Below are 13,401 nucleotides of genomic sequence, written 5' to 3' on the forward strand. Positions count from 1 at the left end.
CATGGCACGCGATTATCCGCTTCCGCGCTACCGTAACTTCGGCATCATGGCTCACATCGATGCCGGTAAGACCACCACTACCGAGCGTATCCTCTACTACACCGGTAAGTCCCACAAGATCGGCGAAGTCCACGACGGCGCCGCGACTATGGACTGGATGGAACAGGAGCAGGAACGCGGTATCACCATTACTTCGGCTGCGACGACCACTTTCTGGCAGCGCCAGGAAGATCCGACCGCTGAAGGTACCTCGGACACCAAGTACCGTTTCAACATCATCGACACTCCCGGCCACGTTGACTTCACCATCGAAGTTGAGCGTTCGCTGGCAGTTCTCGACGGTGCTGTCTGCCTCCTTGACGCCAACGCTGGTGTTGAACCGCAGACCGAAACCGTTTGGCGTCAGGCTGACCGCTACAAGGTTCCGCGTATCGTGTTCGTCAACAAGATGGACAAGATCGGCGCCGACTACTTCAACTGTGTCAAGATGATCAAGGACCGCACCGGCGGTACCCCGTGCCCGATCGCTCTGCCGATTGGTGCCGAGGACAAGCTGGAAGGCATCATTGACCTCATCAAGATGGAAGAGTGGGTCTGGAAGGGTGAAGACCTCGGCGCAAGCTGGGTTCGTCAGCCGATCCGTGAAGAACTCTCGGACCTCGCTGATGAGTGGCGTGCCAATATGATCGAACTCGCCGTCGAACAAGACGACGACGCGATGGAAGCCTACCTCGAAGGCGAAGAGCCGAACGAAGAAACCCTGCGCAAGCTGATCCGTAAGGGTACGCTGTCGCTGTCGTTCTTCCCGGTTCTCGCTGGTTCGGCATTCAAGAACAAGGGCGTCCAGCCCCTCCTGAACGCTGTTATCGACTTCCTGCCGGCTCCGATCGACGTTCCGACCCTGATGGGCTTCTCGCCGGACGACGAGACCGAAGAGCGCAACATCCCGCGCGAAGCTTCGGACGAGTCGCCGTTCTCGGCACTGGCGTTCAAGATCATGAACGACCCGTTTGTCGGTTCGCTGACCTTCGCTCGTATCTACTCGGGCGTCCTCAAGAAGGGCGACGGCATCATCAACTCGACCAAAGGCAAGCGTGAGCGCGTCGGTCGTATGATGATGATGCACTCGAACAACCGCGAGGAAATCGAAGAAGCATTTGCTGGCGACATCATCGCGCTTGCTGGCCTCAAAGAGACCACCACTGGTGACACCCTCTGTGACGCTCAGAAGCAGGTTGTTCTCGAAACCATGTCCTTCCCGGATCCGGTTATCGAAATCGCCGTTGAACCGAAGTCGAAAGCCGACCAGGAAAAGATGGGCCTCGCCCTCGCTCGCTTGGCAGCAGAAGACCCGTCGTTCCGCGTCGAGACCAACTTCGAATCCGGCCAAACCATCATGAAGGGTATGGGCGAACTTCACCTCGATATTCTCGTTGACCGTATGAAGCGTGAATTCAAGGTCGAGGCGAACATCGGTGCTCCGCAGGTTGCTTACCGTGAGACCATCTCGCGCGCGGCAGAAATCGACTACACGCACAAGAAGCAGTCCGGTGGTACCGGTCAGTTCGCGCGCGTTAAGCTCGAAATCCAGCCGACCGAGCCGGGCGAAGGTTACTCGTTCGAGAGCCGCATCGTTGGTGGTGCTGTTCCGAAGGAATACATCCCGGGCGTCGAAAAGGGCATCCAGTCGGTCATGGACTCCGGTCCGCTCGCTGGCTTCCCGGTTATCGACTTCAAGGTTGCGCTGGCTGACGGTGCATTCCACGACGTCGACTCCTCGGTCCTCGCCTTCGAAATCGCGACCCGCGCTGCAATGCGTGAAGGCCTCCGTAAGGCCGGTGCTAAGCTGCTCGAACCGATCATGAAGGTCGAAGTCGTGACTCCGGAAGAGTACACTGGTTCGATCATCGGCGACCTCACCTCCCGTCGCGGTATGGTGCAGGGTCAGGATACCCGCGGTAATGCAAACGTCATTGCTGCCATGGTTCCGCTGGCAAACATGTTCGGTTACATCAACAACCTTCGTTCGATGTCGTCCGGCCGTGCTGTCTTCTCGATGGTCTTCGACCACTACGACGCTGTTCCGCAGAACATCTCGGAAGAGATCCAGGCAAAGTACGCCTAATGGCGAACGGGCAGGGGGCTTTGTCCCCTGCCTTCCCAAATTCGGCAGCCTAGCTGCCTGTGAAAGACTAAGGAGGCCATAATGGCTAAGGCAAAGTTTGAACGTTCCAAACCGCACGTTAACATTGGCACGATCGGCCACGTTGACCACGGCAAAACCACTCTGACGGCAGCGATCACCAAGTACTTTGGCGATTTCAAAGCGTACGACCAGATCGACGGCGCACCGGAAGAGAAGGCCCGCGGTATCACCATTTCGACCGCCCACGTCGAATACGAGACCGAAGCACGTCACTACGCACACGTCGACTGCCCGGGTCACGCTGACTACGTTAAGAACATGATCACCGGCGCTGCGCAGATGGACGGCGGTATTCTGGTTGTTAACGCAGCTGACGGCCCGATGCCGCAGACCCGCGAGCACATCCTTCTGGCTCGCCAGGTTGGCGTTCCGGCTCTGGTTGTGTTCATGAACAAGGTTGACCAGGTTGACGACGAGGAACTCCTCGAGCTCGTCGAAATGGAAATCCGTGAACTGCTGTCGACCTACGACTTCCCGGGCGACGATATTCCGATCGTAGCAGGTTCGGCTCTGGCCGCTATGGAAGGCCGCGATCCGGAAATCGGCGAAGAGAAGATCAAGGCTCTGATGGCTGCTGTCGACGAGTACATCCCGACTCCGGCACGTGCTGTTGACCAGCCGTTCCTGATGCCGATCGAAGACGTGTTCTCGATCTCGGGTCGTGGTACCGTTGTCACCGGTCGTGTTGAGCGCGGTGTGATCAACGTTGGTGACGAAATCGAGATCGTGGGTATCCGCGACACCTCGAAGACCACCTGTACCGGCGTTGAAATGTTCCGCAAGCTGCTGGATCGCGGTGAAGCTGGCGACAACATCGGCGCCCTGCTGCGCGGTGTTGACCGTGAAGGCGTTGAGCGTGGCCAGGTTCTGTGTAAGCCGGGTTCGGTCAAGCCGCACACCAAGTTCGAAGCCGAGGTCTACATCCTGACCAAGGAAGAAGGCGGCCGTCACACTCCGTTCTTCGCGAACTACCGTCCGCAGTTCTACTTCCGCACCACCGACGTCACCGGTACCTGCATCCTGCCGGAAGGCACCGAGATGGTCATGCCGGGCGACAACCTGAAGCTTCAGGGCGAACTGATCGCTCCGATCGCTATGGAAGAAGGCCTGCGCTTCGCGATCCGCGAAGGCGGCCGCACCGTTGGTTCGGGCGTTGTCTCGAAAATCATCGAGTAATTCGGACCAAAATCCGGACTACAAGAAGGGTCGCCAATAGGCGGCCCTTTTTCTATGTGCCCTGCAGTGATTTTCCTTATTTTATGATTGATAAGGTGTTCTACCACGTGTATTGGGCGCGAGTTCGCTATCGGCGAACGACGGATAGGGGATTCGTTCCTTGTCTAGGTTCGACGTGGGGAGGCAATGGTGCTCTCTCGACCTCTCAACCAAAAGCCGCGAAAGGCAATGTATATGGCCGCACAAAGCCAAAACATCCGCATTCGGCTGAAAGCTTTCGATTACCGCGTTCTGGATGCGTCCACCGCAGAAATCGTAAGCACCGCGAAACGTACTGGCGCATCCGTGCGCGGTCCGATTCCGCTGCCGAACAAGATTGAGAAATTCACCGTTCTGCGTGGTCCGCACATCGACAAGAAGTCGCGCGACCAGTTCGAGATCCGCACTCACAAGCGTCTGCTTGATATCGTGAATCCGACTCCGCAGACCGTAGATGCCCTGATGAAGCTCGACCTCGCCGCTGGCGTTGACGTCGAGATCAAAGTTTAAGGGGGATTACCATGCGTTCTGGCGTTATTGCTAAGAAAATCGGTATGACCCGTCTGTTCATGGAAGATGGTAAGCAGATCCCTGTGACCGTTCTCCAGCTGGACAGCCTGCAGGTCGTCGCTCAGCGCACCGTTGACAAGGACGGCTACACCGCCGTTCAGCTCGGTGCTGGTGTCGCCAAGACCAAGCGCGTTTCGAAGCCCCTCCGTGGTTACTTCGCTGCTGCCAAGGTCGAACCCAAGCGTAAAGTCGCAGAATTCCGCGTCAGCGCGGAAAACCTGATCCCGGTCGGTGCTGAAATCATCGCTGACCACTACGTTGCCGGCCAGTTCGTCGACGTATCGGGTACTTCGATCGGTAAAGGCTTTGCCGGTGCGATGAAGCGCCACAACTTCGGTGGTCTTCGCGCTACTCACGGTGTTTCGATCTCGCACCGTTCGCACGGTTCGGTCGGTCAGTGTCAGGATCCGGGTCGCATCTTCAAAGGTAAGAAGATGGCCGGTCACATGGGTGCTGCCCGCGTTACCACTCAGAACCTTCAGGTTGTTCGCACCGATGCGGACCGTGGCCTGATCATGGTTAAGGGTGCTGTTCCGGGTTCGAAGGGTGGCTGGGTCACCATCAAGGACGCTGTCAAAAAAGCAGCTCCTGAAAACCTGGTTCTGCCTGCTGCACTGAAGTCGGACGCTGCTCCGGCGGCTGCTGCTGTTGAAGGAGGCGAAAACAATGAAGGCTGAAGCAATCAAGCTTGATGGCGCTGCCGCTGGTTCCGTCGAACTCAACGACGAAATCTTCGGTCTCGAGCCGCGTGCCGACATCCTGCACCGCGTAGTCCGCTGGCAGCGTGCCAAGGCTCAGCAGGGTACCCACAAGGTACTCACCAAGTCGGAAGTCTCGTACTCGACCAAGAAGATCTACAAGCAGAAGGGCACCGGCGGCGCACGTCACGGTTCCAAGAAAGCTCCGATCTTCCGTCACGGTGGTGTATACAAGGGTCCGACCCCGCGTTCGCACGCTCACGACCTGACCAAAAAGTTCCGCAAGCTCGGCCTGTGCCACGCTCTGTCGGCTAAAGCCAAAGCTGGTGAACTGGTCGTCGTCGAAAGCCTGGATCTGGCTGACGCCAAGACCTCGGCTCTGTCGAAGCAGGTTGCCAACCTCGGTTGGAAGCGTGCGCTGATCATCGACGGTGCTTCGGTTGACGAAGGCTTCGCAAAGGCTGCGCGTAACATCCAAAACCTGGACGTTCTGCCCACCATGGGTGCCAACGTCTACGACATCCTGAAGTCGGACACTCTCGTTCTGACCAAAGCTGGTGTCGAAGCACTGGAGGCCCGTCTGAAATGAGCACGAAGCCCGCACACTACGACGTGATCCGCAAGCCGATCATCACCGAGAAAGCAACCATGGCATCCGAAAACGGTGCAGTTGTTTTCGAAGTAGCGGTCGACGCGAACAAGCCGCAGATCAAAGAAGCTGTTGAAGCTGTCTTTGGTGTGAAGGTGAAAGCGGTCAACACCGTTGTAACCAAAGGCAAGGTCAAGCGTTTCCGCGGTACCATCGGTACCCGTAACACGGTTAAAAAGGCCTACGTCACCCTCGAAGAGGGCAACACCATCGACGTCACCACCGGCCTCTAAGGTCCGCTGGTACAATCGAATTGAAGAAGGCCTCTGCATCGAGCAGGGGCCTTTTTTATGAGGGCTGCGCCCTAACGCAATGCCTTTTCCATAAAAGGCTCAAGTGCTCTCGACAGTAGGCAGCTTCCCTGCTACTGACGCGCAATCACGAGGCCTCGGATTCGTTCCGGGGCCTGTGATTTTATGAGATGGGGACCTTAGGGGCCCTTTAACTGCCGGGATTAACCTCCCGCAAAGCAACGGAAGACAGAGAACATGGCACTCAAGTCGTATAAGCCGACGACGCCGGGCCAGCGTGGACTGGTTCTGATCGACCGTTCGGAGCTTTGGAAAGGTCGTCCGGTCAAGGCCCTCACCGAGGGTCTGACCAGCAAGGGCGGTCGGAACAATACCGGACGGATCACGATGCGCCGTCGTGGTGGTGGTGTAAAGCGCCTCTACCGTATCGTTGATTTCAAGCGTACTAAGTTCGACGTATCGGGCACCGTAGCCCGCATTGAATACGACCCGAACCGCACCGCTTTCATCGCCCTCATCCAGTATGATGACGGTGAGCAAGCATACATCCTCGCTCCGCAGCGTCTGGCTGTTGGTGACAAGGTTGTCGCTTCGGCAAAGGCCGACATCAAGCCGGGTAACGCTATGCCGTTCTCGGGCCTGCCGATCGGTACCATTGTCCACAACGTAGAACTGAAGCCCGGCAAGGGTGGTCAGCTGGCGCGCGCCGCTGGTACCTACGCCCAGTTCGTCGGTCGTGACGGCGGCTACGCACAGATCCGCCTTTCGTCGGGTGAACTGCGTCTCGTTCGTCAGGAATGCATGGCCACCGTTGGTGCCGTGTCGAACCCCGACAACTCGAACCAAGACTTCGGTAAAGCTGGCCGTATGCGTCACAAGGGCATCCGCCCGAGCGTCCGCGGTGTTGCTATGAACCCGATTGACCACCCGCACGGCGGTGGTGAAGGCCGTACCTCGGGTGGCCGTCACCCGGTTACCCCGTGGGGTAAGCCGACCAAGGGTGCTCGTACCCGCAACAAGAAGAAGGCGTCGTCGAAGCTGATTCTGCGTTCGCGTCACGCCAAGAAAGGGCGCTAAGACATGACTCGCTCTGTATGGAAAGGCCCGTTCGTAGATGCTTACGTGCTTAAGAAAGCCGAAGCAGCTCGCGAAGCTAGCCGCAATGAAGTCATCAAGATCTGGTCGCGCCGCTCGACGATCCTGCCCCAATTCGTGGGCCTGACGTTTGGCGTCTACAACGGTCAGAAGCACATCCCCGTGCTAATTACTGAAGACATGATCGGTCAGAAGTTCGGTGAATATTCGCCGACCCGTACTTATTACGGACACGCTGCCGACAAGAAAGCGAAGCGGAAGTAAGTCATGGGCAAGGCACAGAACCCCCGCCGCGTGGCCGACAACGAAGCAATGGCAAAAGCCAAAATGCTTCGCACCAGCCCGCAGAAACTGAACCTCGTCGCCGCAATGATCCGCGGCAAGAAGGTCGAGAAGGCTCTTGCCGACCTCACCTTCTCGAACAAGCGGATCGCTCAGGACGTGAAGAAGTGTCTTCAGTCCGCGATTGCGAACGCCGAGAACAACCATAACCTCGACGTCGACGAACTCGTCGTTGCAGAGGCCTTCGTTGGTAAGAACCTGACCATGAAGCGCGGTCGCCCGCGTGCACGTGGTCGTTTCGGCAAGATCATGAAGCCGTTTTCGGAACTGACCATCAAGGTGCGTCAGATTGAGGAGCAAGCCTAATGGGTAATAAAGTAAATCCCGTCGGTATGCGCCTGCAGGTCAACCGCACCTGGGACAGCCGCTGGTACGCCGACACCAAAGACTACGGTGATCTTCTTCTTGAAGACCTTCAGATCAAGGACTTCATCAAGAAAGAGTGCAAGGCCGCTGGCATTGCACGCGTCATCATCGAGCGTCCGCACAAGAAGTGCCGCGTGACCATTCACGCTGCGCGTCCGGGCGTTATCATCGGCAAAAAAGGCGCCGATATCGAAGTTCTCCGCAAGAAGCTGGCAAACCTGACTTCGTCGGAACTGCACCTGAACATCGTTGAAGTCCGCAAGCCGGAACTCGACGCTCAGCTGGTTGCAGAATCGATCGGTCAGCAGCTCGAGCGTCGTGTGTCGTTCCGCCGCGCCATGAAGCGTGCGGTTCAGAACGCCATGCGCATGGGTGCTCTCGGCATCCGTGTGAACGTCGCCGGTCGTCTTGGTGGCGCTGAAATCGCACGTACCGAATGGTACCGCGAAGGTCGTGTGCCGCTGCACACCCTGCGTGCCGACATCGACTACGCCCTGTATGAAGCCTCGACCCCGTACGGCATCATCGGCATCAAGGTCTGGATCTTCAAAGGTGAGATCATGGAGCACGATCCGATGGCTCGTGACCGTCGTCAGGCCGAGCTGCAAGATGGTCCGAGCCCTCGTGGCGCCGGCGGCCGTCGCTAAGGAGTAATGAACAATGCTTCAGCCTAAGCGTACAAAATTCCGCAAAATGCACAAAGGCCGTATCCACGGTCAGGCAAAAGGCGGTTCGGATCTCAACTTCGGCACCTATGGCCTCAAAGCCACTGAGCCGGAGCGTGTAACCGCTCGCCAGATCGAAGCCGCTCGTCGTGCTCTGACTCGTCACATGAAGCGTCAGGGCCGCGTTTGGATCCGTATCTTCCCGGACCTGCCGGTATCGGCAAAGCCCATCGAAGTTCGTATGGGTAAAGGTAAGGGTTCCGTGGACCGTTGGACCTGTAAGGTCAAGCCGGGCCGCGTGATGTTCGAAATCGACGGCGTGAACGAAGAGATCGCCCGTGAGGCCCTGCGCCTTGCAGCTATGAAGCTGCCGGTTAAGACCCGCACCGTAGTTCGCGAAGACTGGTAATCAGGTCTGCAAGAATTAAGAAAGGCGCCCCTCGGGGCGCCTTTCTTGGTTTTGGACGTTGGGGATGAAGATCACTCCCACTTGTAATTGAAGCTGACGCTGACGCGGTCGAACTCGGACGTGTTGGCGGGCACCTCGTGGCGCAGCCAGCTTTCCCACAGCAGCACATCGCCGATTTCGGGCTTCACATAGATGAAGGCCTTCAAGTCGCGGCGGCAGTCCTTAATGCGTGGCGGGGCGGCCATCATCATGGCGTGGCGGGGATCTTCGAGCTTCAGAGCCGAGGTGCCTTCCGGCATCGACACGTAGGTTGTGCCCGAGATGACCGAGTGCGGGTGGATGTGCGAGCCATGGCCACCTGCTTCGGGCAGGATGTTGATCCAGAGGTCTTCGAGCACCAGCTTGCGGCCATCGAGGTTGAACTCGAGGTCTTCGGCAAACTTGGCGACGTGTTCATCCAGCGCCTCTTTGACGGCGGCGAAGATCGGGAACCGCCACGGTAGGTCGGCGAGGGAGGCGTAGGACGTGTACCCCGGATAGCCGTTTTCTTGGCACCACTCCATGCCCGCTTCGTCGTCGTCCATGATCGCGTAACAGCTGTCGTGCAGCTCTTCTTCGTCAACGCCAGGGCCGTACTCGTTAAGGCGTGCGCGATAGAGGCGGGTGACGAAGAGAGATTCGATTTCTGCCATGTGGATGTCCTCCGGATATTGGGTGCGCTCTATGTACCCGTTGACCTGCGCACCTTAAACTGCTGTTATCGGAGTTGTGAAAGACACAACTGCGCGGCGGGCCTGATTTTATTGGCCGACGCGTAAGTAAGGGTTGCTCTTCCATACCCCCTCCAGTATGTAGCGGCATCTCACGATTCCCCTTTGCGGGATTCGTGTGCTTTTAGTTTGCCCACCAGGCCAATGAGTGACCCGTAGGAAATTCGTGCGGAGCTCTCTGGTGTAAGGAAAGGACAAGGCGATGGACGCCAACGAACTTCGTAACAAGACCCCGGAGCAGCTCCGGGAAGAGCTTGTCTCGCTGAAGAAAGAGCAGTTCAACCTGCGCTTCCAGCAGGCCACTGGCCAACTCGAGAACACTGCGCGCATGCGCAAGGTCAAGCGCGACGCTGCTCGCGTTCTGACTATCCTGAACCAAAAAGCTGCTGCGGAGGCCTAAGACATGCCCAAGCGTATTCTCCAGGGTGTTGTCACCTCGAGCCAGAACGAACAGACCGTAACCGTGCTCGTCGAGCGCCGTTTCAAGCACCCGCTGCTGCACAAGACTGTTCGTAAGTCGAAGAAGTACCGTGCTCATGACGAGCACAACAAGTTCGCCATCGGTGACACCGTCCGTATCCAGGAATGTGCACCGAAGTCGAAAACCAAACGCTGGGAAGTCATCGACGCCTAATGGTGTCGATCTCAGTTAATCGAAACCCTGAGGGTAAGGGCGATACTGCAAGCCCCCTCAAAGGTCGGGAGTAACCCATGATCCAGATGCAGACCAATCTGGATGTCGCTGATAACTCTGGCGCTCGCCGAGTTCAGTGCATCAAGGTCCTCGGCGGTTCGCACCGCCGTTATGCGTCGGTTGGTGACATCATCGTTGTTTCGGTGAAAGAAGCCATCCCGCGCGGCCGTGTGAAGAAAGGTGACGTCCGTAAGGCCGTCGTCGTTCGCACCGCCAAAGAAGTTCGCCGTGAAGACGGCACTGCAATCCGCTTTGACCGCAACGCTGCTGTTATTCTGAATAACAACGGTGAACCGGTTGGCACCCGTATCTTCGGACCGGTTGTTCGCGAACTGCGCGCTAAGAACTTCATGAAAATCATCTCGCTTGCTCCGGAGGTGCTGTAATGGCTGCTAAGCTCCGTAAAGGCGATAATGTCGTCGTTCTCGCTGGCAAGGACAAAGGCAAAACCGGTCAGATCACTTCGGTTGATCCGGCTGCCGGTAAAGCTGTTGTCGACGGTGTAAACGTCGCCATCCGCCACCAGAAGCAGAGCCAGACCGCACAGGGCGGCCGCCTCCCGAAGGCGATGCCGATCCAGCTGTCGAACCTGGCAATCGTTGACGCAAATGGTAAAGCAACCCGCGTTGGCTTCCGCATGGAAGACGGCAAGAAGGTACGCTTCGCCAAGACTACTGGGGACGTTATCTGATGCTTGACACCGCTAACTACACCCCGCGTCTCAAAGAGGTCTACAAGTCGCAGATCCGTGCCGCTCTCAAAGAAGAGTTCGGTTACAAGAACGACATGATGATCCCGCGTCTCGACAAGATCGTCCTGAACATCGGCTGTGGTGCTGAAGCTGTCCGTGACAGCAAAAAAGCCAAGTCGGCTGTTGAGGATCTGACCACTATCGCTGGTCAGAAGGCTGTTTCGACGAAAGCTAAGAAGTCCATCGCTGGCTTCCGCGTTCGTGAAGACATGCCGCTCGGCGCAAAAGTCACCCTGCGTGGCGACCGTATGTACGAATTCCTTGATCGTCTGATCACCATCGCTATGCCCCGTATCCGCGACTTCCGCGGCGTATCGGGCAAGTCGTTTGATGGTCGTGGCAACTACGCCACCGGTCTGAAGGAACACATCGTATTCCCGGAAATCAACTTCGATAAAGTTGATGAAGTCTGGGGTATGGACATCGTCATCTGCACCACCGCGAACAACGACGCGGAAGCAAAGGCGCTGTTGAAGCACTTCAACATGCCTTTCAACAGCTGATCGCGGGGAGATTAGAGTAATGGCTAAAAAATCCATGGTCGAACGCGAGAAGAAGCGCGAACGCCTGGTAGCTAAATACGCTGCCAAGCGCGCTGAACTCAAAGAAATCGCGAACGATGAAACCAAGTCGATGGAAGAGCGCTTCAAGGCCCGCCTGAAGCTGGCAGAACTGCCGCGCAACAGCTCGCCCACCCGTCTTCACAACCGTTGCCAGCTGACCGGTCGTCCGCACGCGTACTACCGCAAGCTCAAGATCAGCCGTATTAAGCTCCGTGAACTGGGCTCGAACGGCGAGATCCCGGGCATGGTCAAGTCGAGCTGGTAAGGAGGGTTAGAAATGAACGATCCTATCGGTGATATGCTGACCCGTATCCGTAACGCCCAGATGCGTGGCAAGTCGACCGTGTCGACCCCCGCTTCGAAGCTGCGCGGTTGGGTTCTGGACGTGCTTGCGGACGAAGGTTACATCCGCGGCTACGAAAGCACCACTGACGCCAAGGGCCACGCAGCTCTTGAAATCAGCCTCAAGTACTTCGAAGGCACTCCTGTCATTCGCGAACTGAAGCGGGTCTCGAAGCCCGGTCGTCGCGTTTACATGAGCGTCAAGGACATCCCGTCGGTCCGTCAGGGCCTGGGCGTGTCGATTGTCTCCACCCCGAAGGGTGTGATGTCGGACGCAAACGCTCGCGCAGCCAACGTTGGCGGCGAAGTGCTTTGCACCGTCTTCTAAGGAGGGGCTGATGTCACGTATTGGTAAAAAACCGGTCTCGCTTCCGAGCGGCGTAACCGCTTCGGTTTCGGGCCAGACCATCGAAGTTAAGGGTGCCAAAGGCTCCCGTTCCTTCACTGCTACCGATGATGTTACCATCGCTGTCGAAGACAACGCTGTTTCGGTTACCCCGCGTGGTAGCTCGAAGCGCGCTCGTCAGCAGTGGGGCATGACCCGCACCATGATCGAAAACCTCGTCACTGGCGTGACCGAGGGCTTCAAGAAAGAGCTTGAGATCACTGGTGTTGGTTACCGTGCTCAGATGCAGGGCAACACCCTGAAGCTGGCCCTCGGTTACTCGCACGACGTCGACTTCGAAGTTCCGGCTGGCGTAACCGTCACCGCTCCGAAGCAGACCGAGATCGTTGTGGAAGGTACTGACCAACAGCTGGTGGGGCAGGTTGCTGCCAACATCCGCGAGTGGCGTAAGCCGGAGCCCTACAAGGGCAAAGGTATCCGCTACAAGGGCGAGTACATCTTCCGCAAAGAAGGCAAGAAGAAGTAAGGAACGCGAAAATGGCAAACAGCAAAAGAACCCTGTTTCTGAAGCGCCGCCTGCGCGTCCGGAACAAACTTCGCGCCGTGAACGCTGGTCGCGTTCGCCTTTCGGTGCACCGTTCGAACAAGAACATCAGCGTCCAGCTGATCGACGACGTCAAGGGTACCACCTTGGCGGCGGCCTCGACCCTCGAAAAGGATCTGGGCCTCGTCGGCAAGAACAACATCGAAGCTGCGGCCAAGGTTGGTCAGGTTATTGCAGAGCGTGCCAAGGCCGCTGGCGTGACCGAAGCCTACTTCGATCGTGGTGGCTTCCTGTTCCACGGCAAGGTGAAGGCTCTGGCCGACGCTGCGCGTGAAGCTGGTCTGAAGATCTAAGGAGACGAGAAAATGGCAGAACGTGAGAACCGCCGGGACCGTCGCGAACGCGACGAAGCTCCGGAATTCGCCGATCGTCTCGTGGCGATCAACCGCGTCTCGAAGACTGTTAAGGGTGGTAAGCGTTTCGGCTTCGCTGCTCTGGTAGTCGTCGGCGACCAGAAAGGCCGTGTCGGCTTCGGCAAGGGCAAGGCTAAAGAAGTACCGGAAGCGATCCGCAAGGCCACTGAACAGGCTAAGCGCTCCATGATCCGTGTGCCGCTGCGCGATGGTCGTACGCTGCACCACGACATGGAAGGTCGTCACGGTGCGGGCCGCGTCGTAATGCGTCAGGCTCCGGAAGGTACCGGTATCATTGCCGGTGGTCCGATGCGTGCCGTGTTCGAAATGCTGGGCATCAAGGACGTTGTGTCCAAGTCGCTCGGTTCGCAGAACCCGTACAACATGATCCGTGCTACCCTCGACGGTCTGAAGAAAGAAGCTTCGCCCCGTTCGGTAGCACAGCGTCGCGGCAAAAAGGTTGCTGACATCCTTCGTAAGGATGAAGCACCGGCCGAAGCTGAAGCGTAAGG

The 13,401-nt window shown here is 57.6% G+C and carries 22 protein-coding genes; 21 read left to right on the forward strand and 1 reads right to left on the reverse strand.

The window, feature by feature from the left end:
* Position 1: 1 nt before the first annotated feature.
* From fusA to rplP, 11 genes are all read left to right on the forward strand, one after another.
* Positions 2 to 2,125: an elongation factor G gene (gene fusA, locus HCZ30_RS04840; RefSeq protein ID WP_167636883.1), complete on the forward strand. Its 2,124-nt coding sequence runs from the start codon at positions 2 to 4 to the stop codon at positions 2,123 to 2,125.
* Between the two features lie 81 nt (positions 2,126 to 2,206).
* On the forward strand, positions 2,207 to 3,382 hold the full coding sequence (tuf, locus tag HCZ30_RS04845; RefSeq protein WP_167636852.1) for an elongation factor Tu: 1,176 nt from the start codon (positions 2,207 to 2,209) through the stop codon (positions 3,380 to 3,382).
* Between the two features lie 234 nt (positions 3,383 to 3,616).
* Entirely contained in the window at positions 3,617 to 3,931 is a 315-nt protein-coding gene (gene rpsJ / locus HCZ30_RS04850) for a 30S ribosomal protein S10 (protein WP_167636885.1), read from the forward strand.
* Between the two features lie 11 nt (positions 3,932 to 3,942).
* Positions 3,943 to 4,668 (forward strand): 50S ribosomal protein L3, encoded by a 726-nt coding sequence (gene rplC / locus HCZ30_RS04855; protein ID WP_167636887.1) that lies wholly within the window; start codon positions 3,943 to 3,945, stop codon positions 4,666 to 4,668.
* Positions 4,658 to 5,278 carry a 50S ribosomal protein L4 gene (gene rplD / locus HCZ30_RS04860; protein WP_167636889.1) on the forward strand — a complete coding sequence of 207 codons (621 nt, stop codon included), beginning with the start codon at positions 4,658 to 4,660 and terminating at the stop codon, positions 5,276 to 5,278. The genes rplC and rplD overlap by 11 nt, the downstream gene beginning before the upstream one ends.
* Positions 5,275 to 5,571: a 50S ribosomal protein L23 gene (locus tag HCZ30_RS04865; protein ID WP_167636891.1), complete on the forward strand. Its 297-nt coding sequence runs from the start codon at positions 5,275 to 5,277 to the stop codon at positions 5,569 to 5,571. Before rplD ends, HCZ30_RS04865 begins: the two co-directional genes overlap by 4 nt.
* Positions 5,572 to 5,826: 255 nt before the next feature.
* Positions 5,827 to 6,666, forward strand: a complete 840-nt coding sequence (gene rplB, locus HCZ30_RS04870) for a 50S ribosomal protein L2 (protein ID WP_167636893.1) — start codon at positions 5,827 to 5,829, stop codon at positions 6,664 to 6,666.
* A gap of 3 nt (positions 6,667 to 6,669) precedes the next feature.
* Complete coding sequence (gene rpsS, locus HCZ30_RS04875) at positions 6,670 to 6,948, forward strand: 30S ribosomal protein S19 (RefSeq protein ID WP_167636896.1); 279 nt, start codon at positions 6,670 to 6,672, stop codon at positions 6,946 to 6,948.
* Positions 6,949 to 6,951: 3 nt separating this feature from the next.
* Entirely contained in the window at positions 6,952 to 7,332 is a 381-nt protein-coding gene (gene rplV, locus HCZ30_RS04880; RefSeq protein WP_167636898.1) for a 50S ribosomal protein L22, read from the forward strand.
* The gene (gene rpsC / locus HCZ30_RS04885) at positions 7,332 to 8,039 is read left to right on the forward strand and encodes a 30S ribosomal protein S3 (protein ID WP_167636900.1); all 708 of its coding nucleotides are present in this window, start codon (positions 7,332 to 7,334) and stop codon (positions 8,037 to 8,039) included. Before rplV ends, rpsC begins: the two co-directional genes overlap by 1 nt.
* Before the next feature lie 13 nt (positions 8,040 to 8,052).
* Positions 8,053 to 8,466: a 50S ribosomal protein L16 gene (gene rplP, locus HCZ30_RS04890; protein ID WP_167636902.1), complete on the forward strand. Its 414-nt coding sequence runs from the start codon at positions 8,053 to 8,055 to the stop codon at positions 8,464 to 8,466.
* Between the two features lie 71 nt (positions 8,467 to 8,537).
* Here the strand turns inward: rplP and HCZ30_RS04895 are convergent, their stop codons facing one another.
* On the reverse strand, positions 8,538 to 9,158 hold the full coding sequence (locus HCZ30_RS04895) for a TIGR02466 family protein (protein WP_167636905.1): 621 nt from the start codon (positions 9,156 to 9,158) through the stop codon (positions 8,538 to 8,540).
* A gap of 280 nt (positions 9,159 to 9,438) precedes the next feature.
* On the opposite strand from HCZ30_RS04895, the gene rpmC reads away from it, so the two are divergent.
* The 10 genes from rpmC (at position 9,439) to rpsE (ending at position 13,399) form a co-directional block, all read left to right on the forward strand.
* Complete coding sequence (gene rpmC, locus HCZ30_RS04900; protein WP_167636907.1) at positions 9,439 to 9,636, forward strand: 50S ribosomal protein L29; 198 nt, start codon at positions 9,439 to 9,441, stop codon at positions 9,634 to 9,636.
* Positions 9,637 to 9,639: 3 nt separating this feature from the next.
* Entirely contained in the window at positions 9,640 to 9,870 is a 231-nt protein-coding gene (gene rpsQ / locus HCZ30_RS04905; protein ID WP_167636915.1) for a 30S ribosomal protein S17, read from the forward strand.
* Between the two features lie 77 nt (positions 9,871 to 9,947).
* Positions 9,948 to 10,316 (forward strand): 50S ribosomal protein L14, encoded by a 369-nt coding sequence (rplN, locus tag HCZ30_RS04910; RefSeq protein ID WP_067550492.1) that lies wholly within the window; start codon positions 9,948 to 9,950, stop codon positions 10,314 to 10,316.
* Positions 10,316 to 10,621: a 50S ribosomal protein L24 gene (rplX, locus tag HCZ30_RS04915; protein ID WP_167636918.1), complete on the forward strand. Its 306-nt coding sequence runs from the start codon at positions 10,316 to 10,318 to the stop codon at positions 10,619 to 10,621. Before rplN ends, rplX begins: the two co-directional genes overlap by 1 nt.
* Positions 10,621 to 11,184: a 50S ribosomal protein L5 gene (gene rplE, locus HCZ30_RS04920; protein ID WP_167636920.1), complete on the forward strand. Its 564-nt coding sequence runs from the start codon at positions 10,621 to 10,623 to the stop codon at positions 11,182 to 11,184. The genes rplX and rplE overlap by 1 nt, the downstream gene beginning before the upstream one ends.
* 19 nt (positions 11,185 to 11,203) lie before the next feature.
* Positions 11,204 to 11,509 carry a 30S ribosomal protein S14 gene (gene rpsN / locus HCZ30_RS04925; protein WP_167636930.1) on the forward strand — a complete coding sequence of 102 codons (306 nt, stop codon included), beginning with the start codon at positions 11,204 to 11,206 and terminating at the stop codon, positions 11,507 to 11,509.
* A gap of 12 nt (positions 11,510 to 11,521) precedes the next feature.
* Positions 11,522 to 11,914, forward strand: coding sequence for a 30S ribosomal protein S8 (gene rpsH / locus HCZ30_RS04930; protein ID WP_167636932.1), 393 nt, complete (start codon positions 11,522 to 11,524; stop codon positions 11,912 to 11,914).
* 10 nt (positions 11,915 to 11,924) lie between these two features.
* Positions 11,925 to 12,458 carry a 50S ribosomal protein L6 gene (gene rplF, locus HCZ30_RS04935; protein ID WP_167636934.1) on the forward strand — a complete coding sequence of 178 codons (534 nt, stop codon included), beginning with the start codon at positions 11,925 to 11,927 and terminating at the stop codon, positions 12,456 to 12,458.
* A gap of 11 nt (positions 12,459 to 12,469) precedes the next feature.
* Positions 12,470 to 12,829 carry a 50S ribosomal protein L18 gene (gene rplR, locus HCZ30_RS04940; RefSeq protein WP_167636936.1) on the forward strand — a complete coding sequence of 120 codons (360 nt, stop codon included), beginning with the start codon at positions 12,470 to 12,472 and terminating at the stop codon, positions 12,827 to 12,829.
* 12 nt (positions 12,830 to 12,841) lie between these two features.
* Positions 12,842 to 13,399 carry a 30S ribosomal protein S5 gene (gene rpsE / locus HCZ30_RS04945; RefSeq protein ID WP_167636938.1) on the forward strand — a complete coding sequence of 186 codons (558 nt, stop codon included), beginning with the start codon at positions 12,842 to 12,844 and terminating at the stop codon, positions 13,397 to 13,399.
* Positions 13,400 to 13,401: the final 2 nt, after the last annotated feature.

The organism is Marivivens donghaensis, assembly GCF_011806565.1.
Lineage (GTDB): Bacteria > Pseudomonadota > Alphaproteobacteria > Rhodobacterales > Rhodobacteraceae > Marivivens > Marivivens donghaensis_A.

Coding starts and splice junctions, on each gene's coding strand:
- rplN (WP_067550492.1), top strand. CDS start 9,948: ATGATCCAGATGCAGACCAATCTGGATGTCGCTGATAACTCTGGCGCT.
- rplR (WP_167636936.1), top strand. CDS start 12,470: ATGGCAAACAGCAAAAGAACCCTGTTTCTGAAGCGCCGCCTGCGCGTC.
- rplC (WP_167636887.1), top strand. CDS start 3,943: ATGCGTTCTGGCGTTATTGCTAAGAAAATCGGTATGACCCGTCTGTTC.
- fusA (WP_167636883.1), top strand. CDS start 2: ATGGCACGCGATTATCCGCTTCCGCGCTACCGTAACTTCGGCATCATG.
- rplE (WP_167636920.1), top strand. CDS start 10,621: ATGCTTGACACCGCTAACTACACCCCGCGTCTCAAAGAGGTCTACAAG.
- rpsS (WP_167636896.1), top strand. CDS start 6,670: ATGACTCGCTCTGTATGGAAAGGCCCGTTCGTAGATGCTTACGTGCTT.
- rplX (WP_167636918.1), top strand. CDS start 10,316: ATGGCTGCTAAGCTCCGTAAAGGCGATAATGTCGTCGTTCTCGCTGGC.
- rplV (WP_167636898.1), top strand. CDS start 6,952: ATGGGCAAGGCACAGAACCCCCGCCGCGTGGCCGACAACGAAGCAATG.
- tuf (WP_167636852.1), top strand. CDS start 2,207: ATGGCTAAGGCAAAGTTTGAACGTTCCAAACCGCACGTTAACATTGGC.
- rplP (WP_167636902.1), top strand. CDS start 8,053: ATGCTTCAGCCTAAGCGTACAAAATTCCGCAAAATGCACAAAGGCCGT.
- HCZ30_RS04865 (WP_167636891.1), top strand. CDS start 5,275: ATGAGCACGAAGCCCGCACACTACGACGTGATCCGCAAGCCGATCATC.
- rpsJ (WP_167636885.1), top strand. CDS start 3,617: ATGGCCGCACAAAGCCAAAACATCCGCATTCGGCTGAAAGCTTTCGAT.
- rpsC (WP_167636900.1), top strand. CDS start 7,332: ATGGGTAATAAAGTAAATCCCGTCGGTATGCGCCTGCAGGTCAACCGC.
- rpsN (WP_167636930.1), top strand. CDS start 11,204: ATGGCTAAAAAATCCATGGTCGAACGCGAGAAGAAGCGCGAACGCCTG.
- rpsE (WP_167636938.1), top strand. CDS start 12,842: ATGGCAGAACGTGAGAACCGCCGGGACCGTCGCGAACGCGACGAAGCT.
- rplF (WP_167636934.1), top strand. CDS start 11,925: ATGTCACGTATTGGTAAAAAACCGGTCTCGCTTCCGAGCGGCGTAACC.
- rpmC (WP_167636907.1), top strand. CDS start 9,439: ATGGACGCCAACGAACTTCGTAACAAGACCCCGGAGCAGCTCCGGGAA.
- HCZ30_RS04895 (WP_167636905.1), bottom strand. CDS start 9,158: ATGGCAGAAATCGAATCTCTCTTCGTCACCCGCCTCTATCGCGCACGC.
- rplD (WP_167636889.1), top strand. CDS start 4,658: ATGAAGGCTGAAGCAATCAAGCTTGATGGCGCTGCCGCTGGTTCCGTC.
- rpsQ (WP_167636915.1), top strand. CDS start 9,640: ATGCCCAAGCGTATTCTCCAGGGTGTTGTCACCTCGAGCCAGAACGAA.
- rpsH (WP_167636932.1), top strand. CDS start 11,522: ATGAACGATCCTATCGGTGATATGCTGACCCGTATCCGTAACGCCCAG.
- rplB (WP_167636893.1), top strand. CDS start 5,827: ATGGCACTCAAGTCGTATAAGCCGACGACGCCGGGCCAGCGTGGACTG.